Here is a 19,946-nt window from a genome sequence, read left to right as displayed (position 1 = left end):
GAAGGTAAAATTAAAAGACCTGAGTCCGATAGAATACCGAACTCAGGTCTTAGAAGCTGCTTAAACTATATGTCTAACTTTATTGGGTCAGATCAGTTTGTCTACAGTCTGAAACCCCAATATGCGGTTTAATGTCCTCCTAAATATGCATTCTTGATTTCTTCGCTTGCAGTTAGTTCCTCAGATTTACCAGATAGAACGATTCGGCCTGTTTCGACAACATAGGCTCTGTCCGCGATGGATAGGGCCAAGTTGGCATTTTGTTCGACAAGCAAGATCGTTGTATCCGTTTTATTGATTTCTTCTATAATATTAAAGATTTGTTTAACTAGTAATGGTGCTAGTCCCATAGATGGCTCGTCCAATAACAGCAGACGCGGCTTTGCCATAAGGGCTCGGCCCATCGCAAGCATTTGTTGCTCCCCGCCGGAAAGAGTTCCGGATTGCTGCTTAAGTCGCTCAAGCAAACGAGGGAATAATTCATAGACTTTCTCCATATCTTGCTTGATGCCTGCTTTATCTTTTCGTAAATAGGCACCGAGCTGAAGGTTTTCTTCCACCGTCATATTCGCGAAGACGCGGCGGCCTTCTGGAACATGAGAGATTCCCATTTTCACAATAGACTGTGCGGCTTTTCCGCCGATAGATTGCCCTTCGTACATTATTTTTCCTTGTTTCGGTTTTAATAGGCCAGAAATTGTTTTCAGCATCGTACTCTTCCCTGCACCGTTTGCCCCTATTAAGGTTACGATTTCACCCTCATTAATAGAAAGTGAGATACCTTTCAGCGCTTGAATGTTCCCGTAATATACGTTAATGTCCTCAATTTTCAACATTATGAAACCTCCTCGCCAAGATAGGCCTCGATGACTTTTGGATTGTTACGAATTTCTTCTGGCTTTCCTTGAGCGATAAGCTGTCCATGATCGAGTACGTATATGCGTTCGCAAACACCCATGACGAGCGGCATATCATGTTCAATCAATAAAACAGTCAGGTCAAATTTTTCACGGATGAGGGCAATCAAGTTCATTAGTTCATACGTTTCCTGCGGGTTCATCCCGGCTGCCGGCTCATCTAGTAAAAGCAGTTTCGGATTTGCTGCAAGGGCACGGGCTATTTCCAAGCGTCGTTGTTTACCATACGGCAGATTTTTTGCCTTTTCATCCTTATATTGATCTAGGTTAAAAATTTTCAAGAACTCAATGGCCTTTTCATCCATCTCCTGTTCCCCTTTAAAATGGATAGGCAAACGGAAGATTGAACTCAAAATGCTATGTTTCGAAAGAGAATGATAGGCAACTTTTACATTATCAATCACTGAAAGTTCACTGAACAAGCGAATGTTCTGGAATGTCCGACTGATCCCCTTTTGGGTGATTTTATATGGGGGCAGTTTTCTTAAGTTCTCACCTTCTAAAGAAATAGTCCCCTCTGTAGGGACGTAAACTCCTGTCAGCAAGTTAAAGAAAGTTGTCTTCCCAGCACCGTTCGGCCCAATCAAGCCAATTAGTTCTCCTGGATATAACTCGACGTTAACATCAGAAACGGCTTTAAGCCCTCCGAACTGGATGCCGACTGAATCAACTTTAAGCAGCGGTGTTCTTATTTTCATGGCTGCTGCCTCCTTTACGTTTGAACATGGATGTTATTTCTTTTGTACCCATTAAGCCTTGTGGACGATAGAGCATCATCACGATAAGTACAAGGCTGTAGATGATCATTCGTGTTTCTGGATAATCCTGCAGGAAAGTCGTAACAACCGTTAATAATATTGCGGCCAATACAGCACCAGACAGACTTCCAAGACCACCAAGTACTACTAAAATCAAAATATCAAATGATTTCAAGAATCCGAAGTTCGATGGCTGGATAATATAGAAGTTATGTGCGTATAACCCTCCAGCAATACCAGCAAAAAAAGCACCAATCGCAAACGCGGTAACTTTGTAATATGTCGTATTAATTCCCATCGAATCGGCAGCCGTTTCGTCCTCACGGATTGAAATGCAGGCTCTTCCGTGGGTCGAGCTTGTAAAGTTACGGATGACGATGATCGTAACGAGAACCGAAGCGAACACCCATGGCCAGGTAGTTAAATGGGAAACCTGCATGCCGCTCGCCCCTCCAACATAATCAATATTCAAAAGCATAATCCGGACGATTTCCCCAAAACCGAGGGTCGCAATCGCCAAGTAGTCTCCTTTAAGACGTAAACTTGGGATACCAATGATCAAACCGGCCAACGCTGCCACCAAACCGCCAACTATCAATGCCATAACAAACGGCATTTCTAACTTCATGGTCATAACTGCTGAAGCATAGGCACCAACTGCCAGGAATCCAGCATGTCCAATGGAAAACTGTCCGGTCACCCCGATGATTAAGTGAAGGCTCGTTGCCAAAATAATATTAATCCCGATGAACATGAGCGTATTTTGATAAAAAGGATTTAGCGATCCGCCGCCGATTAAAACTTGAATCACGGCGAAAAAGATCAGTGATAGTGAAATCGAGAGCCAAAAACCTTTTGCTCGCTTAAATGTAGTCATTGCTTTGTCTCCCCTATACTTTTTCTTTTTTGTTTTTACCGAATAAGCCTTGTGGCATGAAAATCAAGATAAGAATCAGTACGATGAAGGCTACAGCATCACGCCATAATGAGTAACCGGCGGCACTGACCAATGCCTCGATGACACCAAGCAGTAAGCCTCCAACCATCGCACCCGGAATAATCCCGATTCCTCCAAGTACGGCAGCAACAAATGCCTTCAAACCTGGCAGCACACCCATAAGCGGCTCAATTTTAATATAATAAATACCGAAAATGACACCTGCTGCCCCAGCTAAAGCGGAACCGATTGCAAATGTAGCGGAAATTGTGTTATCGACATTTATTCCCATCAACTTAGCCGCATCCGCATCAAAAGAAACGGCACGCATGGCTTTTCCTATTTTTGTTTTATGAACGATGATTTGTAAAATGATCATTAAAGCTACAGCTACACCGAAAATTAAAACCGATTGACTGTTAATGGAAACACCCAAAATATTAAATTTATCTGTTGGTAATACATCACTTGGATATGCTTCAGGCTGTGCACCACGAACGTAGATGAATCCATATTCGATTAAAAGCGAAACCCCTATGGCAGTAATAAGTGCGGCAATACGCGTTGCGTTCCTCAACGGCTTGTACGCAATCCGCTCGATTAATACCCCAAAGATAGCGCAGACTGTCATCGAGATTAATAGAGCAGGTACGAATGACAAATCCAGAACCGTTATTGAGTAAAAACCAACGAATGACCCAACCATGAAAACATCACCATGGGCAAAGTTAATTAATTTAACAATCCCGTAAACCATCGTATAGCCGAGAGCGATAAGGGCATAAATACTTCCTAGTGAAACCCCGTTAATTAGCTGTTGTATCAATTCCATGTTCGACTCTCCTTGAAAAATCTAATTTTATAATGTGGTCAGACTCTCGTTTCCACTCAAAATGGAAGTTTCATAAGCCTATATATACTAGAAAAATGAGAATTCGCCAGCTCCTTCTATTGTAAGAAAGGCCGGCGAAAGGATTAAAACTTTTACTCAATCATTAAGGATTGATTTTTGTGTTAAATACTTGTTTCCCATCTTTAAATTCAAGAATGGTAGCAGATTTGATTGGATTGTGTTTTTCATCCAATGTAAATGTCCCAGTTACTAGTTCAAGGTCTTTTGTTTTCTCAAGGGCATCTTTAATTTTTTCTGAGTCTGTCGAGCCTGCTCGTTTAATAGCATCTGCAAGGAAGTATCCTGTGTCGTATCCTAAAGCATTAAAGGCATCCGGAGATTTATCTTTGTATTTCGCTTTAAATGCAGACACAAAATTCTGAATTTTCTCATCAGGATCACCTGAAGAATAATGATTCGTGATGAATGTGTTGTTTAGCGCTTTAGCACCGGCAATTTCTACTAGCTTAGGAGAGTCCCATCCGTCGCCGCCCATAAATGGTACGTCAAGTCCAGTTTCACGAGCCTGTTTCACAATCAGACCAGCTTCTTCATAATAACCAGGTAGGAAAATAAAATCCGGTTTTGCTGATTTCAAACGAGTCAATGTAGAACGGAAATCAGTATCCTTCGCAATGTAAGCTTCTTCCGCAACGATTTTCCCGCCATTTGCAATGAATTGTTCTTTAAACGCTGCCGCTAATCCCTTTGAATAATCACTTGCGCTATCAATATAGATGGCAGCACTTTTTGCTTTGACTTCACTAGTTGCAAAATTCGCAGCAACTGTACCTTGGAACGGATCGATGAAGCTTGTTCTGAAAATAAAATCGTTCAATTTATCACCTTTATATGTGATTTCCGGGCTTGTCCCAGAAGGGCTGATAACTGGAACTTTATTATCTTGTGCAATCTGTACTTGTGCAATCGTGTTCGTACTTGTAGCTGCACCAACAATTGCTGTAACCTGATCTTGTGAAGTCAGCTTGATAGCACCGCTTGTTGCTTCTGACGCTTCAGATTTATTATCAACTTTTATAAGTTTGATTTTTTTACCGTCAATTCCTTCTTTGTTAATCTCTGCAGTCGCAAGCTCTAGACCTTCCGCAATCGATTGACCATATGAGGCTACGCCACCTGATAATTCAAGGTTGACCCCAATCTTGATTGTTTCTCCCTCTCCACTTGATTTCTCTGATGAACCAGAGCCGGAACAACCCGCTAGAACGCCTGCTGCAAGTGTTAAAGAAAGGAATGCACCTGCTAGTTTTTTCTTTTTCATAATTAACCCCTCCATTTTGTAATCATAGCTCTGATGCATGAATATTTATTCAAAGCGCCCCAGAAAAAATTGATTAAATTAAATGTTTATAATTAAATAAATATTTCGAAAATTAGTTTACCGCATAATTTTCATTCCGTCTATACAATAATTGAATGAATATTTTGCCAAATGGTATATTTTTCACAGTGGTCATTCACTGTTTCTATTTTTATATTTTTAATTAATGTGAGAATAGCCTGTATTATCAGAAAATACAGATAAATTATATTATATTAATATTATAAAAACCAAATTTACTACCTAAAAAATTTTATTCTACTTTCCATTATTTTTATCCTAATAAATACATTTTTTCCAAAAAACAAGTATATTGATAGGGAATTAAACCCAGTTTTTTACTTTGTTTTAGTCTTTGTTCCTAGTTATTAATTGAACAATATTGTCTTAAATGTATAAAATACTGCATATAATTCTATTTCACTTCCGAATGATCTTTCTTGCTAGCACAATGATGTTCTTTCTATCTACAACAAAAAACCGCCAAACAGCGGTTTAGTGGCCTCCTAAGTAGGCCATTTTTATTTCTTCACTCGAAGTGAGTTCATCGGCGTTTCCAGAAAGTACAATCCGTCCTGTTTCAACGACGTAGGCCCGATCTGCAATGGATAGAGCAAGGTTGGCGTTTTGCTCGACTAAAAGAATCGTTGTGCCAGCCTCGCTGATTTCTTGTATGATGTTGAAGATTTGTTTCACCAGCAACGGTGCAAGGCCCATGGAAGGTTCATCGAGCAATAATAAACGTGGTTTCGCCATTAAAGCTCGCCCCATTGCAAGCATTTGCTGTTCACCACCAGAAAGCGTGCCCGCCTGTTGTTTGATCCTTTCTAGTAACCTCGGAAATAGTTCATAGACTTTCTCCATATCTTTTTTGATGCCTTCTTTGTCTTTTCGTAAATAGGCTCCAAGCTCCAGGTTTTCAGCAACCGTCATGTTGGCAAAGACACGACGGCCCTCGGGGACATGGGAGATACCCATTTTCACGATTGATTGGGCTGCTTTTCCTCCAATCGAACCCTCTTCGAAAAGAACCTTTCCTTGTTTCGGTTTTAACAACCCCGATATCGTTTTGAGTAATGTGCTCTTCCCGGCTCCATTTGCTCCGATTAAGGTGACGATTTCCCCTTCGTTAATTTCCATCGAAACGCCCTTTAATGCTTGGATGTTCCCATAATAGACATTGATGTCCTCAATTTTCAGCATTATGAAACCTCCTCGCCAAGGTACGCTTCGATAACCTTTGGATTGTTACGGATTTCTTCGGGCTTTCCGTGGGCGATAAGCTGACCATGATCAAGTACATAAATACGTTCGCATACACCCATGACCAGTGACATATCATGTTCGATGAGCAGTACCGTGAGATTAAATTCCTTCCGGATAAACGCAATAAGGTTCATTAATTCTTTCGTTTCATGCGGATTCATCCCAGCTGCTGGCTCATCAAGTAAAAGAAGTTTCGGATTTGCTGCGAGAGCCCGAGCAATTTCCAGTCGTCTTTGCTGCCCATATGGCAGATTCTTCGCTTTTTCATCCTTATATTGGTCCAGGTTGAAAATTTTCAAGAACTCAATCGCCTTTTCATCCATTTCCTTTTCACCGGAAAAGTGTCCCGGTAATCTGAATATAGAGCTTGCAATCATATGCTTGGCGAGTGAATGATAAGCAACCTTGACGTTATCGATCACGGATAACTCACTGAAGAGTCGGATATTTTGAAAGGTCCTGGAAATTCCTTTTCTCGTAATTTTATAAGGCGGCTGTTTTTTTAAGTTTTCCCCATTTAAGGCAATCGTTCCTTCTGTAGGAACATACACGCCCGTCAACAAATTAAAGAAGGTCGTTTTCCCGGCACCATTCGGACCAATCAGGCCAACAAGTTCCCCCGGAAATAACTCCACATTAACATCAGATACAGCTTTCAATCCACCGAAGCGGATTCCCACTGAATCTACTTTAAGCAACGGTATTGTGGCTTCCATCTTTAGGTCCCCCCTTAGTTTTTTTACCAGTGAACAGGGTCGTGATTTCTCTTGTCCCCATTAAACCTTGCGGGCGGAAAATCATCATCAAAATCAGTACAAGGCTATAAATAATCATCCTTGTTTCCGGGTAATCCTGAAGGAATGTGGTCACAATCGTTAATAAAATCGCGGCTAAGACAGAACCTGATAGACTACCAAGACCACCGAGAACCACGAAGATCAGGATATCGAATGATTTTAGGAAACCGAAATTCGACGGCTGGATAATATAGAAGTTATGAGCGTAAAGTGAGCCAGCAACTCCGGCAAAAAAGGCTCCAATCACGAAAGCTGCCACTTTATAATAAGTCGTATTGATTCCCATCGCGTCAGCAGCGGTTTCATCTTCTCTTACGGAAATACATGCACGCCCATGGGTTGAATTGGTGAAATTCCGAATCACAATAATGGTAATCATTACACAGGCAAATACCCATGGCCACGTTGTCAAATGGGATACCTGCATCCCGCTTGCTCCGCCTACATAATCAATATTCAAGAGGACTATCCGGACAATTTCCCCAAATCCAAGTGTGGCAATTGCCAAGTAATCCCCCTTCAGACGTAAGCTCGGAATCCCAATTACCATACCTGCTACAGCGGCTAAAATCCCCCCTGCCAATAAGGCAATAATGAATGGTAGTTCTAGCTTCATTGTCATTACAGCGGAAGCATAGGCCCCTACTGCTAAAAACCCGGCATGTCCGATTGAGAACTGTCCAGTGATTCCGATGATTAAATGAAGACTTGTCGCCAGCATAATATTGATGCCGATATACATGAGCGTATTGATATAGAATGGATTGAGCATGCCGTTTGAAATGGTAAACTGCATGACCGAGAAAAAAATAAGTGCCAACACAATCGAGAGCCAAAAACCCTTTGAATTCTTTAAAGTAGTCATCGCTATGTCTCCCCTATACTTTTTCTCTTTTATTTTTACCGAATAATCCCTGTGGCAAGAAAATTAAAATCAAGATAAGTACGATAAAAGCCACACCGTCACGCCATAAAGAGTAACCGGCGGCACTGACCAACGCCTCAATAACTCCAAGCAATAGCCCGCCGACCATTGCTCCAGGAATAATGCCGATACCGCCTAAAACTGCTGCAACAAAGGCTTTAAGGCCAGGAAGGACACCCATTAATGGCTCAATCTTAATATAGTAGATTCCAAAAATGACGCCTGCCGCCCCTGCAAGAGCCGAACCTATTGCGAAGGTAGCGGAAATCGTATTATTGACATTGATGCCCATAAGAGTAGCCGCTTCGGAATCAAATGAAACGGCACGCATGGCTTTGCCGATCTTTGTTTTATGTACAACAAATTGTAGGATAATCATTAAAATAATGGATACGGATAAAATTAGTATAGATTGGCTGCTGATGGAAACTCCTAATATATCGAGTTTATCCATTGGAAGGACATCGTTTGGATAGGCCTCTGGCTGAGCGCCACGGATGTAGATCAGACCATTTTCAATAAGAAGGGAAACACCGATGGCCGTAATCAAGGCCGCGATCCGTGTTGCATTTCGAAGGGGTTTATAAGCAATACGTTCAATTAAAACACCAAATATGGCGCATACAATCATTGAAATCAATAAAGCTGGGATGAAAGATAAGTCCATTACCGTAATTGAGTAAAAACCAACAAATGAACCAACCATAAATACGTCACCATGGGCAAAGTTTATCAGCTTGACGATCCCGTATACCATCGTATAGCCAAGAGCAATCAATGCATAAATGCTGCCGAGTGAAATGCCATTTACCAATTGCTGAATCAGTTCCATATTGCACTCTCCCCGAAAAGGTGTTTTTTTAGTGAAGATAGAATAGGGGGACTTGCCCCCTATTCGCTTAACTATTATGGATTGATTTTTGTTTTAAACGTTTGTTTACCGTCTACATATTCTAAAATAGTAGCTGATTTGATTGGGTCATGATTTTCATCGAGGTTAAGAGTCCCTGATACTAATTGAAGATCTTTGACTTCTTCCAATGCTTGTCTGATTTTTTCGGGAGTAGCATCACCAGATCTTTTGATGGCATCAGCCAGGTAGTACCCAGTGTCATAGCCAAGGGCGGCAAAAGCATCAGGTGTTTTATTGTATTTCTTTTTGTAAGCTGCAACGAAATCTTGGATTTTTGCATCTTTATCTTCTGGAGAATAGTGATTAGTGATAAAGGTATTTTTCAATGCCTCTGCCCCAGCAATTTCAACGACTTTCGGAGAATCCCAGCCATCTCCACCCATGAATGGAAGGTCGATGCCGTCTTCACGAGCTTGCTTTAAGATAAGTCCAACTTCTTCATAATAACCAGGAAGGAAAACGAATTCCGGTTTTGCAGATTTGATACGAGTTAATGTTGCGCGGAAATCAGTATCTTTCGTTACATAGGCTTCTTCCGCTACAATTTTACCGCCGTTTGCAGTAAATGCTTCTTTAAATGCAGCGGCTAATCCTTTTGAATAATCACTTGCACTATCCACGTATATTGCTGCAGTTTTCGCCCCAATATCGTCAGATGCGAAGTTAGCCGCAACCGTCCCTTGGAATGGATCGATAAAACAAGTTCTGAATACATAATCGTTTAATTTTCCAGCTTTATTTGTTATGTCGGGATTCGTTGCAGTTGGTGTGAGAAGAGGTACTTTATTATCTTGTGCGACTTGAACCTGTGCCAAAGTGTTCGTGCTTGTAGCTGATCCAACTACAGCCACAACTTTGTCCTGACTGACTAATTTAATTGAACCGCTTGTAGCTTCTGCTGCATCAGATTTATTATCAACTTTAATGATTTCTAGCTTTTTTCCGTCTATGCCTTCTTTATTAATTTCTTCGATGGCCAGTTTCAAACCATCCGCAGCCGACTGACCGAATGATGCAGTACCGCCTGACAATTCAAGGTTGGCACCAATTTTAATTGTGTCACCCGAGGTGGATGAACCTCCACTTGAACTGCTAGTTTTCGAGTCGCTATTACAGCCTGCCAGCGCCCCAGCAACTAGTGAAAGTGATAGAAACACTCCTGCTAGCTTTTTCTTCTTCATTTGAAACCCCCTTATTTAGTATATTATACTTATTGACAGAATATTTAAATAAAAATAATATTCTGAAAATAGTGTATCTCATTCTATCGACTCCGTCTATATGTCATAGATAAAAAAGTTAATAAAAAATATTTATGAACAAAAAAACTGACTCCGTTTAGAGTCAGTTAATTGTTTATCAGTCGTTAACACGGTGAACTTCAATGTCTTTTATAATATCATTGATTACCCAACTGGCTGCAATTAAGCCAGCTACAGATGGTACGAATGCATTCGAAGATGGCGGCATTTGAGCTTTGCGGATTTTTGCATTGTCATTGCCCACTTCTTTTCGAACTTCCTCACGTATGACAATTGGGCTTTCATCGGAAAAGACGACAGGAATTCCCTTTGTGATGCCCTCTTTTCGTAATCTTGTACGAATGACCTTGGCAAGCGGATCTGTATGCGTTTTGGAAATATCGGCAATTTGGAAACGGGTTGGGTCCATTTTATTGGCTGCTCCCATGCTTGAGATTACCTTGATATTTCGTTTCAGGCATTCCTTCATTACATGCATCTTATAAATGACCGTATCTGATGCATCAATGACATAGTCAAGATTATAACTGAAGAACTCCTCAAACGTTTCTTCTGTATAAAACATTTTTAGAGCGACTACTTCGCAGTCCGGATTAATATCTTGAATGCGGGCCTTCATCAATTCCGCTTTCGGCTGACCTACAGTTGAGAGAAGAGCATGAATCTGTCTGTTCACATTAGTGATGTCGACATCATCTTTATCTACAAGGATAATACGACCTACTCCTGTACGTGCCAATGCCTCAGCCGAAAAGGAACCGACGCCACCTACACCTAGAACAGCAACGGTCGTGTTTTTCAGTATATCTATGCCTTCCTTACCAATTGCTAATTCATTTCTAGAAAACTGATGCAGCATATATATTCAACTCCAATAAATTCTGTTCTTATTTAGATTCCCAATTAACAATATATCATAAACATCATTTATGACAAGTGAAATATGAGCAGAGTTATCGGAATTAGCATACTAGTTCATTGTTGATAATTTTTGAAGAACTGTTGCTAGAAGAAGCGTTCGTTCTGTCAGGCTAGGAATTTCTAAATACTCGTCTTCACTATGTGCATTCCCGCCAATTGGCCCTAGTCCATCAACAGTTGCAATTCCTAATTCAGATGTAAAAGAAGCATCTGAACCTCCACCCGTAGCCGTATCGGTGATATTGATGCCGATTTCCTTCCCCGCCTGATTGATAGCCTCTAATAGAATGGTCGTTTGTTCGTTCTTTTCCATGGGCGGCCGGTCCATTTTACCGCTAAGCGTCGTTTTCGTTCCCGCAATATAAGTTTGAGCGCAGATTTTTTTCATTTGTTTTAGGATAATAACTTCCTGCCTTTTTTCTGAGATTCGCACATCCACAAAGGCAGCGGCATGCGAGGCAATGGTATTGACAGCTGTACCGCCTTCAATCATCCCGACATTAACACTAATGCCCTGTTTAAGATCATTTAATTGGTGCAGGGCGATAATCTTATGAGCCAATTCTTCAATTGCACTTCGTCCTTTTTCCGGTTCTATCCCCGAGTGGGCAGACACTCCTACTATTTCCACTTTAAATTGCCCGCAACCTCTCCTCGCTGTAACCAGTGAGCCATCCGATCTCGCCGGTTCTAGAATTAACGCAAATTTCTTATTGGCCGCTTTTTCTGAAATGAGTGAAGCAGAAGAAGGAGACCCTATCTCTTCATCACTATTGAGAATGATTTGAATATGTTTATATCCAGTCTGCCCCGCCTGTTTCATGCAAAGAATCGCATAAAAAAGTTCGACTAAGCTTGCCTTCATATCAGCAACACCAGGTCCGTATGCGCGATTTCCTATCACTTTAAAAGGACGTTTCTGTACCGTCCCTTCTGGAAAAACTGTATCCATATGTGCGACAACGAGAATATGTGGTTGAAGCGCATCACGATGCTGAATAACTAGTTGATTGCCATAATTCTTTTGTTCCACAATATTCACTATAAAATCAAGACTCTCAAATTTCGTTTTTAAAATCGCACCAATTTTATCAATTCCTTGTTTTGTATAAGAACCACTATCAATATTCACAAGCTGCTCCACTAATTGAAGCATTTCTCTCCTCTTAGCATCCAATAAGTCTTTCAAAGCCCTCACTACTTTCTTTTTCCTTGCTCAAATTATTTCAGCCTTACTACATACTCTACGAATGTATATTGTGGAATGTTCCTTAAATGGGGGTTTTTGATGTTTACTCGTGAGTTTAGACCGGATACTCGTGAGTTTGGACCGGATACTCGTGAGTTTTGTACGGATACTCGTGAGTTTAGGCCGGATACTCGTGAGTTTGGACCGGTTACTCGTGAGTTTAGACCGGTTACTCGTGAATTTGGACCGGTTACTCGTGAGTTTAGACCGGTTACTCGTAAGTTTAGGCCGGATACTCGTGAAGTTTAGACCGGTTACTCGTGAATTTTGTACGGATACTCGTGAGTTTAGGCCGGATACTCGTGAGTTTGGACCGGTTACTCGTGAATTTTGGCCGGATACTCGTGAGTTTAGGCCGGTTACTCGTGAAATAAACCATCAAGGTTATATTCTCGATTTTTAAATTGCCCTGTATAAGGCAATTCCATTACAGATAGCATTCTTTGCATGATATCTATCGATTCAATCTGTAAAAATAACCGTGCTTGTTTATTTGTAATCTTAGGCCTTATGAGTAGAGCATAATCACGAAGAGTTTGGATGTGGGCATCTTTGGAAGAGTAAGAACAATGCGCGCATGTCCATTTTCCCCAGTGACGTTGCATATGGAGATTTAAACATTCTGGGCAGTGAACGCTTTTAAGCAAATCCGTTTCAGAGATTTGATACCATTTGAGTATATCCGGATTATGTGGAGTGTTTTTTTGAATGAATGTGGTTGAAAGTTTATTGCGCTGCCTTTGGGTTAAGTACGCAGATGGATACTTTTTTTCAAGAGTTTGAATTTTTGAGATGAGTGTTTCTTTACCGGTGATTTGCTTGAAAATGGGGGCATGACCAGGAGTAGTCTTAATGATGGTGTTCGAGTTTGCATTAGCAATGAGAGTTTCAATCGGAAGCAGCGGGAATTTATGAAGGTTTAGCCAATTGGTTAAGCGTGATTTTTGCACATCCACCTGGATAAGCGGATCAAGATAGGCTTGTTCCTGTCCATCTTTTGTCCGAATCAATTGGGGATAGGTACGATCAAAATAGAGCAAGCCGGCAAAGTTTTTCACCTCGATGATAATGCAGTAATTCGTAGATACGATAAGGAAGTCCATTTGGAAAAAGCGGCTCTCATCGCGGCTCAGTCTGAGGTCATGAAATATTTGATATTTTTTTGAAAGATCCATTAACTCTTTTCCAATACTTGATTCTCCGTTAAAACCAGTACGGATTTTCCGGTAATCATTCGTTATTTTTTTCTGTTTAGGGTGGTTTGGTGAGAGCCTTCTGCTTAATGCCTCCAGCTTAAGCATTTTCATTGGCTTTTCACATGGTTTTTTCATCAATCCATCACTCCTTCTTCTATATTTTCTTTGATAATGCTTTTGATTCCTGCCTGGGTATCTGAAAAATTGTGGTTACTCGTGAGTTTCGGCTTTTTACTCGTGAGTTTTAGCTTTTTTCTCGTGAGTTTGGGCATTTTACTCGTGAGTTTCGGCTTTTACTCGTAAATCTAGCTTTTACTCGTGAATCTAGCTTTTACTCGTGAATCTAGCTTTTACTCGTGAGTTTCTGCTTTTTACTTGTGAATTTTAGCTTTTTACTCGTGAGTTTCTGCTTTTTGCTCGTGAATTTCTGCTTTTTACTCATGAGTTAGGCATTTTACTCGTGAATTTCTGCTTTTTACTCGTGAGTTTCCACTTTTACTCGTGAGTTTCTGCTTTTTACTCGTGAGTTTTAGCTTTTTACTCGTGAGTTAGGCTTTTTACTCGTGAGTTCCACTTTTACTCGTGAATTTCTGCTTTTTACTCGTGAGTTTCCACTTTTACTCGTGAGTTTCTGCTTTTTACTCGTGAGTTTCCACTTTTACTCGTGAGTTTCCACTTTTTACTCGTGAATCCAGCTTTTCTGCACAAAAAAACCCATGTTTACTCAACATGAGTTGCTTTGTTAGTTATAAGAGTCCCAATTGTGCCGTTTACGCCTTTGTTTTGAACCCGCTCTCCGCAGGTGGGTGCTCGGTTCCTCGCGTTTGTAAGTCCTCTATGAGGGAGGCATTTACGCGGCCAGGAAACTAGTGCTCCCGGTAACTATAAGTGTTCGGTCAAAACTTATAGGTTAAAGAACGAACACATCAGGACTCTTACTTATTGAAAATATCATATCATAATGCTTTACTCCGTTTCAAGAGAAAGCATCTAGGTAAATTTTCATATTTTTTTCCAATAAAATTATTTCTTTAATGCAGCAAGTCTTAAGCTAAGTTCTGCTAATTGCTTATCGCTTACAGTACTTGGAGCATCAACTAGCAAGTCGCTTGCGCTTGCTGTTTTCGGGAACGCGATGGTGTCGCGAAGGTTTGTACGACCCGCAAGCAACATTACCATACGGTCCAATCCAAGAGCGATTCCGCCGTGTGGAGGTGTTCCATATTCGAAAGCATCCATTAAGAAGCCGAATTGTGCGTTTGCTTCTTCTTCTGTGAATCCAAGCACTTTGAACATTTTTTCTTGAACGTCGCGTTCGAAAATACGCAGTGATCCACCGCCAAGTTCGTAGCCGTTCAAGACAAGGTCATACGCTTGTGCACGGACACTGGCTGGGTCTGATTCCAGTTTTTCCAAGTCTTCACGGAATGGCATTGTGAATGGATGGTGAGCTGCATAATAGCGTCCTTCTTCTTCATCGTATTCAAGTAATGGCCAGTCTGTTACCCATAGGAAGTTGAACTTGCTTTGGTCGATCAAGCCTCTTTCTTTACCTAGCTTGATACGAAGTGCGCCAAGTGCATCTGCAACAATGCTTTTCTTATCTGCAACGAATAAGATCAGGTCGCCTACTTCTGCTTCCAATACAGCAACTAATTGTTGTTGGTCTTCAGCAAAGAATTTTGCAATTGGTCCTTTTACGCCATCTTCTTCTACTTTTAACCAAGCAAGGCCTTTTGCACCGTAAATAGCTGCAAATTCAGCCAATGCATCAATGTCTTTACGGGAATAATCTGCATTTCCGCCTTTAACAACGATTGCTTTGACTTGTCCACCATTCGCAATAGCACCTGTGAACACTTTAAAATCACTGTCTTTCACGATTTCTGAAACATCTTTAAGTTCCATTTCGAAACGTGTATCAGGTTTGTCGGAACCATAACGGCTCATCGCTTCATTATATGTCATTTTTGGGAATGGAAGTGTTACGTCCAGCCCTTTTACATCTTTCATCACTTTAGCCATCATGTTTTCTGCCGTTTTAATGATATCTTCCTGGCTCATGAAGCTAGTTTCAATATCGATTTGTGTGAATTCAGGCTGTCTGTCAGCACGTAAATCTTCATCACGGAAACAGCGGGCAATTTGATAATAACGTTCGAAACCGGATACCATCAATAGCTGCTTAAAGATTTGCGGTGACTGTGGCAGTGCATAAAACTCACCTTCGTGTACACGGCTAGGCACTAAGTAATCACGTGCGCCTTCTGGTGTACTTTTCGTTAAAATAGGTGTTTCGATATCAAGGAAGCCTTCTCCGTCCAAGTAATCACGAATCGCCTTTGTTGTTTGGTTACGCATTTTCAACGTTTCAAACATCGCCGGACGACGCAAGTCCAAATAGCGGTATTTTAAGCGAATATCTTCAGAAACATCTGTTCTTTCATCAATGATGAATGGAGGTGTTTTTGCTTCATTTAAAATTGTAACGTTTTCTGCTTGAACTTCAATTGTACCTGTTGTTACATTAGGGTTGAAGTTAGCTTCATCACGTTTGATGACTGTACCTTGGATATCAAGAACATATTCATTACGAATTTTTTCGGCTGTCGCCAATGCTTCTGCTGAGATGTCCGGATTGAAAACAACTTGTACGACTCCGCTTCTGTCACGAAGGTCGATAAAGATTACTCCGCCCAAATCACGACGTTTTTGTACCCATCCTTTTAATGTAACTTTTTCACCAATAGCTGCTTCTGTTATTTCTCCATTGAAGTATGTTCTGCCAAACATGGTATTTCCCCCTTAAGCCTGTAGCTTTTTAAATTGTTCAACGAATGTAGTAAGATCCATTTGAACTTGTTCACCGGTTTCCATGAACTTTAGATTAATTGTATTCTTTTTCAATTCATCATCTCCGAGTGTCGCTACGTATCTTGCTTCAAGGCGATCGGCTGATTTAAATTGGGCTTTTACTTTACGGTCTTGGTAGTCTTTTTCGACTGTAAAACCGGCATTTCGCAATTGGTAGGCTAGTTTGACGTTATAATCCTTAGCGGCTTCACCTAGTGAAACCAGGTAGCAGTCAATGCCCTTTTTGATTGGAAGTTCGATGTTTTCGGCTTGAAGTGCTGCAATCAGACGTTCAATGCTCAGCGCAAAGCCAATCCCTGGTGTTTCCGGTCCGCCAAGTTCTTCAGCAAGCCCATTATAACGGCCGCCTCCACAAAGTGTCGTAATTGCCCCAAAACCTTCAGCATCACTCATGATTTCAAAAGCCGTATGATTATAATAATCCAGGCCGCGTACAAGCGTCGGATCTTCAACGAATTCGATTTCCAAATCCGTTAAGTGTTTTTTCACTTTTTCGAAATAGGTACATGATTCATCATTTAAATATTCAATGATGGAAGGTGCGGTTTTCATCAATTCGTGATCATGGTCTTTTTTACAATCTAGAATACGCAATGGATTTTTTTCAAGACGGTTTTGACAATCGCTGCAAAACTCGCCGATACGGGGTTCGAAGTGCTTGATTAACGCATTGCGATGCGCTGTCCGGCTTTCATTATCACCAAGGCTATTTATTACAAGCTTCAGTTTTGTCAACCCAAGCGCTTTGTAAAGATTCATTGCCAGCGATAGAACCTCTGCATCAATTCCCGGATCTTTACTTCCTAATGCCTCGATGCCAAATTGAACGAACTGACGGAAGCGACCTGCTTGCGGACGTTCGTAACGGAACATCGGCCCGATATAATAAAGTTTGACCGGTTGATTTGCCCAACCAAACATTTTGTTCTCAATGTATGATCTAACAACTGATGCAGTGCCTTCAGGACGAAGGGTCAAATTCCGTTCACCGCGGTCCTGAAATGTATACATCTCTTTTTGCACGATATCGGTTGTATCACCCACACCACGTAAGAACAGCTCTGTGTGTTCAAAAATCGGTGTACGGATTTCTTTATATTGATAACGGTGACAAATCTCACGCGCTGTCTTTTCGATATACTGCCAAATTTCCGTTTGCCCAGGCAATAAATCCTGCGTTCCTCTAGGAATCTGAATAGACATAATTGTTTCCTCCTTTAAAGCAAGGCGTCATTTCTTATACGACGCTGTACTGAATTTTTTCCAAACAAAAAACTCCCGCCCCTTGTAACATAGTCGTTACAAGGGACGAGAGTTGGATATCCCGTGGTGCCACCCTAGTTGAAACACAATAAATAAGTGCCTCCGCTCAAAAACAGTTAACGCCTGCTTTACGTCCATCTCCTACTAAAAAGATTCGTTCAGAGTAGAGCCTACGGAGGGTTCTTTCATTAAGTCATCATGTGGAATGCTTTCAGCCTCGGCATTTCCTCTCTTTTCATGTGTTTCTTAATTACTCTTCTCCATCATTGGTTGTTGCAGTAATAAGTCTGATACTTTATAATCATACGGACGTTAACATCAATTGTCAAGATAGGCTAAGAATTTTGTCGTATTTTATTGGTTCAAGTGTTTTTTCATATTCTTGATTGTTCGGACATTGACTCCGAATTCGGATGCTAATTCAATAAAATTTGCGCTTTGTTCCTTTTGAATAAAATCGTGAAAATCGACTCCTAGTACTTGATTGCCTCCGCTTAAACTCGTTTGGCCTTTTTCGCTGAATTTCATATGGCTACCCTCCATTAGTTAATATGACTTATTCTTTCCTAAAAACAATGTTTTTTGCACAAGGAAAGAGGAAAATTTTTATTGAACGAGAATACATACATATAGATATAAAAGGGAGAGACAACTTATGAAGAAGAAATCAGGATTATTTGGCATGATCCTAATGCTGATAATAGCAGCGGTTTTCCCCGTCAATCTTGCATTTGGAGAAAACGAAGGGGAAATTGTCGTGACAACCAAGGTGGTCAATGTCCGTGAAGGAGCAGGCCTCAGTTTTCCTATCGTGAAAAAACTTACAAAAGGGGAAACATATCCGATTGTGAATGAAGATGGCGATTGGATTGAAATTCGGATTGGCGCCGGTAAAACGGGATGGGTTGCCAATTGGCTTGTGGAAAAAAAATCAGATTCAAATCAGGTTAAGAAGAAATCAGGTCAGGGCATAATTACCGGTAGCTCTGTCCGCGTCCGTACAGGACCCGGTACTACATTTCAAACAGTTGGTTCGATAACGAAAGGAACCGCTGTTGACGTTATTGAAAAAAATGAAAATTGGATTCAAATCAAACATGCAGGAATCGAAGGTTGGGTCTCTTCTGACTATCTCAAGCTCACTAAGGCTTCAGAGAATGCAGTAGAGAAAGATACGAAGCAGCAGAAAGACGAATCTGAACAATCCGTGCAAACGGGAGTCACTTTGGTCGATCGTCTCAATGTTCGTTCTGAACCTACGAAAAGCAGTGCCACACTCGGTAAGCTGAATAAAAATACGATGGTTACTGTTTATCGTATTGAAAACGAATGGGTTGAAATTGATTTTAAAGGAAACCATGGCTGGGTCGCCAAATCTTACATAGAGTTGGGTAACAATAAGAGTGAGATGAAAATCAATAAGGCTGGTGCCACTGCAAGAGTAACCGTTTCTGGTTTAAATGTGCGGAAAACGGCCTCTCCTAACAGTAAAATCATTGGTTCGGTGAACAAGGATGAAACCTACCAAGTTTTGCAAACGAAGGGCCAAATGACGCAGCTTCAGCTTTCTGATTCAAAAAAAGGCTGGGTAGTGAGCTGGTATATAGAATTAGAGAATGCCGAACAAACAAGAACGAAAAAGAAGATTGACGTAACTGGCAGTAAGATTACCACCATTCATGATGGGACAATCCTTAGAAGTAGGCCAGATGGGAACTCGCAGATTGTAGCGCAGGTGAATGAAGGTGAAACGTTCTCGGTTCTCGGTATGGAGGGCGATTGGTACTCCATTAAACTCAAGAATGGCCAAACTGCTTATGTTGCTGGTTGGATTGTGACGATTGAAGGTAACGCTGAGCAGATCAAGCGTCCAGGCGTTGAAAAATATTTAGAGGATAAAGTCATCGTAATCGATCCCGGCCATGGCGGCAGGGACAGCGGTACAATTGGCGTCGGTGGTACTCTTGAGAAAAACTTAACAATCCGTACCGCTGAATTGCTTAGGGACAAGCTTCAGGCGGCAGGTGCAAAAGTGATACTGACGAGAAGCAGTAATACATATGTTCCACTGCCTGCAAGGGTTAGCACTTCACATATCAATAACGCGGATGCATTCATCAGCCTCCATTATGATAGCACCATAGATCAGATTACGAGTGGAATAACTACATACTACTATCATGACTATCAACAGAATTTTGCCTCAACACTTGCCAATTCACTAGGAACCACGATGCAGGTGCCTAACCGAGGTTCCCGATACGGAGATTATCATGTTATCCGTGAAAACAATCGTGTAGCTACACTTATTGAACTAGGTTATTTAAGTAATCCTGTCGAAGAATTGAGGATTACAACGAATGAATATCAAGAAAACATTACAACCGCTATCTATAATGGATTGGCGCGGTATTTCAAATGATAACAAGCCAGC

At 41.1% G+C, this 19,946-nt stretch carries 18 protein-coding genes, 1 other RNA gene and 1 other annotated feature; of the genes, 2 read left to right on the top strand and 17 right to left on the bottom strand.

The genetic code is table 11. From position 1 onward, the window contains the following. Positions 1-128: 128 nt before the first annotated feature. The 12 genes from ACQKMR_RS16930 to ACQKMR_RS16875 all read right to left on the bottom strand — a co-directional run bounded on the left by ACQKMR_RS16930 (position 129) and on the right by ACQKMR_RS16875 (position 12,086). A complete protein-coding gene (locus ACQKMR_RS16930) occupies positions 129-836 on the bottom strand; it encodes an ABC transporter ATP-binding protein (protein ID WP_427698335.1) in 708 nt (235 codons plus the stop codon). Beyond that, positions 836-1,615 carry an ABC transporter ATP-binding protein gene (locus tag ACQKMR_RS16925; RefSeq protein ID WP_427698334.1) on the bottom strand — a complete coding sequence of 260 codons (780 nt, stop codon included), beginning with the start codon at positions 1,613-1,615 and terminating at the stop codon, positions 836-838. The genes ACQKMR_RS16930 and ACQKMR_RS16925 overlap by 1 nt, the downstream gene beginning before the upstream one ends. Then, positions 1,590-2,552, bottom strand: coding sequence for a branched-chain amino acid ABC transporter permease (locus tag ACQKMR_RS16920; RefSeq protein WP_427698333.1), 963 nt, complete (start codon positions 2,550-2,552; stop codon positions 1,590-1,592). Before ACQKMR_RS16920 ends, ACQKMR_RS16925 begins: the two co-directional genes overlap by 26 nt. A 13-nt stretch (positions 2,553-2,565) precedes the next feature. Then, positions 2,566-3,444: a branched-chain amino acid ABC transporter permease gene (locus tag ACQKMR_RS16915; RefSeq protein ID WP_427698332.1), complete on the bottom strand. Its 879-nt coding sequence runs from the start codon at positions 3,442-3,444 to the stop codon at positions 2,566-2,568. A gap of 163 nt (positions 3,445-3,607) precedes the next feature. Next, positions 3,608-4,786, bottom strand: a complete 1,179-nt coding sequence (locus ACQKMR_RS16910; RefSeq protein ID WP_427698331.1) for an ABC transporter substrate-binding protein — start codon at positions 4,784-4,786, stop codon at positions 3,608-3,610. Positions 4,787-5,341: 555 nt separating this feature from the next. Continuing rightward, entirely contained in the window at positions 5,342-6,049 is a 708-nt protein-coding gene (locus ACQKMR_RS16905; protein WP_427698330.1) for an ABC transporter ATP-binding protein, read from the bottom strand. Beyond that, positions 6,049-6,828, bottom strand: a complete 780-nt coding sequence (locus ACQKMR_RS16900; protein WP_427698329.1) for an ABC transporter ATP-binding protein — start codon at positions 6,826-6,828, stop codon at positions 6,049-6,051. Before ACQKMR_RS16900 ends, ACQKMR_RS16905 begins: the two co-directional genes overlap by 1 nt. Then, on the bottom strand, positions 6,803-7,774 hold the full coding sequence (locus tag ACQKMR_RS16895; protein WP_427698328.1) for a branched-chain amino acid ABC transporter permease: 972 nt from the start codon (positions 7,772-7,774) through the stop codon (positions 6,803-6,805). Before ACQKMR_RS16895 ends, ACQKMR_RS16900 begins: the two co-directional genes overlap by 26 nt. Positions 7,775-7,787: 13 nt before the next feature. Next, on the bottom strand, positions 7,788-8,666 hold the full coding sequence (locus ACQKMR_RS16890; protein ID WP_379149430.1) for a branched-chain amino acid ABC transporter permease: 879 nt from the start codon (positions 8,664-8,666) through the stop codon (positions 7,788-7,790). 74 nt (positions 8,667-8,740) lie between these two features. Beyond that, entirely contained in the window at positions 8,741-9,928 is a 1,188-nt protein-coding gene (locus ACQKMR_RS16885) for an ABC transporter substrate-binding protein (RefSeq protein WP_427698327.1), read from the bottom strand. A gap of 178 nt (positions 9,929-10,106) precedes the next feature. After that, the gene (locus tag ACQKMR_RS16880; RefSeq protein WP_427698326.1) at positions 10,107-10,868 is read right to left on the bottom strand and encodes a tRNA threonylcarbamoyladenosine dehydratase; all 762 of its coding nucleotides are present in this window, start codon (positions 10,866-10,868) and stop codon (positions 10,107-10,109) included. A gap of 111 nt (positions 10,869-10,979) precedes the next feature. Beyond that, entirely contained in the window at positions 10,980-12,086 is a 1,107-nt protein-coding gene (locus ACQKMR_RS16875) for a M20 family metallopeptidase (protein ID WP_427698325.1), read from the bottom strand. A 132-nt stretch (positions 12,087-12,218) separates the two neighbouring features. Between ACQKMR_RS16875 and ACQKMR_RS16870 the strand changes: the two genes are divergently transcribed. Beyond that, positions 12,219-12,428 (top strand): hypothetical protein, encoded by a 210-nt coding sequence (locus tag ACQKMR_RS16870; protein ID WP_427698324.1) that lies wholly within the window; start codon positions 12,219-12,221, stop codon positions 12,426-12,428. A gap of 110 nt (positions 12,429-12,538) precedes the next feature. Here ACQKMR_RS16870 and ACQKMR_RS16865 read toward each other — a convergent pair whose 3' ends face one another. The 5 genes from ACQKMR_RS16865 to ACQKMR_RS16845 form a co-directional block, all read right to left on the bottom strand. Continuing rightward, positions 12,539-13,510 (bottom strand): nuclease-related domain-containing protein, encoded by a 972-nt coding sequence (locus tag ACQKMR_RS16865; protein ID WP_427698323.1) that lies wholly within the window; start codon positions 13,508-13,510, stop codon positions 12,539-12,541. A gap of 615 nt (positions 13,511-14,125) precedes the next feature. Next, positions 14,126-14,311, bottom strand: a non-coding RNA gene (gene ssrS, locus ACQKMR_RS16860) — 6S RNA. Between the two features lie 87 nt (positions 14,312-14,398). Continuing rightward, positions 14,399-16,168 (bottom strand): aspartate--tRNA ligase, encoded by a 1,770-nt coding sequence (gene aspS, locus ACQKMR_RS16855; RefSeq protein WP_427698322.1) that lies wholly within the window; start codon positions 16,166-16,168, stop codon positions 14,399-14,401. 12 nt (positions 16,169-16,180) lie between these two features. Next, positions 16,181-17,452, bottom strand: a complete 1,272-nt coding sequence (hisS, locus tag ACQKMR_RS16850) for a histidine--tRNA ligase (protein ID WP_427698321.1) — start codon at positions 17,450-17,452, stop codon at positions 16,181-16,183. A 98-nt stretch (positions 17,453-17,550) separates the two neighbouring features. Further along, positions 17,551-17,788, bottom strand: a binding site (T-box leader). A 78-nt stretch (positions 17,789-17,866) separates the two neighbouring features. Next, complete coding sequence (locus tag ACQKMR_RS16845) at positions 17,867-18,040, bottom strand: hypothetical protein (protein WP_427698320.1); 174 nt, start codon at positions 18,038-18,040, stop codon at positions 17,867-17,869. Between the two features lie 127 nt (positions 18,041-18,167). Between ACQKMR_RS16845 and ACQKMR_RS16840 the strand changes: the two genes are divergently transcribed. Next, positions 18,168-19,934: an SH3 domain-containing protein gene (locus ACQKMR_RS16840; protein WP_427698319.1), complete on the top strand. Its 1,767-nt coding sequence runs from the start codon at positions 18,168-18,170 to the stop codon at positions 19,932-19,934. Positions 19,935-19,946: the final 12 nt, after the last annotated feature.

Source organism: Peribacillus sp. NPDC096540 (genome assembly GCF_050278525.1).
Classification (GTDB): domain Bacteria; phylum Bacillota; class Bacilli; order Bacillales; family DSM-1321; genus Peribacillus.
This window is presented reverse-complemented; position numbering and strand designations above follow the sequence as displayed.

Coding starts and splice junctions, on each gene's coding strand:
- ACQKMR_RS16880 (WP_427698326.1), bottom strand. CDS start 10,868: ATGCTGCATCAGTTTTCTAGAAATGAATTAGCAATTGGTAAGGAAGGC.
- aspS (WP_427698322.1), bottom strand. CDS start 16,168: ATGTTTGGCAGAACATACTTCAATGGAGAAATAACAGAAGCAGCTATT.
- ACQKMR_RS16930 (WP_427698335.1), bottom strand. CDS start 836: ATGTTGAAAATTGAGGACATTAACGTATATTACGGGAACATTCAAGCG.
- ACQKMR_RS16920 (WP_427698333.1), bottom strand. CDS start 2,552: ATGACTACATTTAAGCGAGCAAAAGGTTTTTGGCTCTCGATTTCACTA.
- hisS (WP_427698321.1), bottom strand. CDS start 17,452: ATGTCTATTCAGATTCCTAGAGGAACGCAGGATTTATTGCCTGGGCAA.
- ACQKMR_RS16890 (WP_379149430.1), bottom strand. CDS start 8,666: ATGGAACTGATTCAGCAATTGGTAAATGGCATTTCACTCGGCAGCATT.
- ACQKMR_RS16865 (WP_427698323.1), bottom strand. CDS start 13,510: ATGAAAAAACCATGTGAAAAGCCAATGAAAATGCTTAAGCTGGAGGCA.
- ACQKMR_RS16925 (WP_427698334.1), bottom strand. CDS start 1,615: ATGAAAATAAGAACACCGCTGCTTAAAGTTGATTCAGTCGGCATCCAG.
- ACQKMR_RS16910 (WP_427698331.1), bottom strand. CDS start 4,786: ATGAAAAAGAAAAAACTAGCAGGTGCATTCCTTTCTTTAACACTTGCA.
- ACQKMR_RS16905 (WP_427698330.1), bottom strand. CDS start 6,049: ATGCTGAAAATTGAGGACATCAATGTCTATTATGGGAACATCCAAGCA.
- ACQKMR_RS16885 (WP_427698327.1), bottom strand. CDS start 9,928: ATGAAGAAGAAAAAGCTAGCAGGAGTGTTTCTATCACTTTCACTAGTT.
- ACQKMR_RS16840 (WP_427698319.1), top strand. CDS start 18,168: ATGAAGAAGAAATCAGGATTATTTGGCATGATCCTAATGCTGATAATA.
- ACQKMR_RS16895 (WP_427698328.1), bottom strand. CDS start 7,774: ATGACTACTTTAAAGAATTCAAAGGGTTTTTGGCTCTCGATTGTGTTG.
- ACQKMR_RS16875 (WP_427698325.1), bottom strand. CDS start 12,086: ATGCTTCAATTAGTGGAGCAGCTTGTGAATATTGATAGTGGTTCTTAT.
- ACQKMR_RS16845 (WP_427698320.1), bottom strand. CDS start 18,040: ATGAAATTCAGCGAAAAAGGCCAAACGAGTTTAAGCGGAGGCAATCAA.
- ACQKMR_RS16915 (WP_427698332.1), bottom strand. CDS start 3,444: ATGGAATTGATACAACAGCTAATTAACGGGGTTTCACTAGGAAGTATT.
- ACQKMR_RS16870 (WP_427698324.1), top strand. CDS start 12,219: ATGTTTACTCGTGAGTTTAGACCGGATACTCGTGAGTTTGGACCGGAT.
- ACQKMR_RS16900 (WP_427698329.1), bottom strand. CDS start 6,828: ATGGAAGCCACAATACCGTTGCTTAAAGTAGATTCAGTGGGAATCCGC.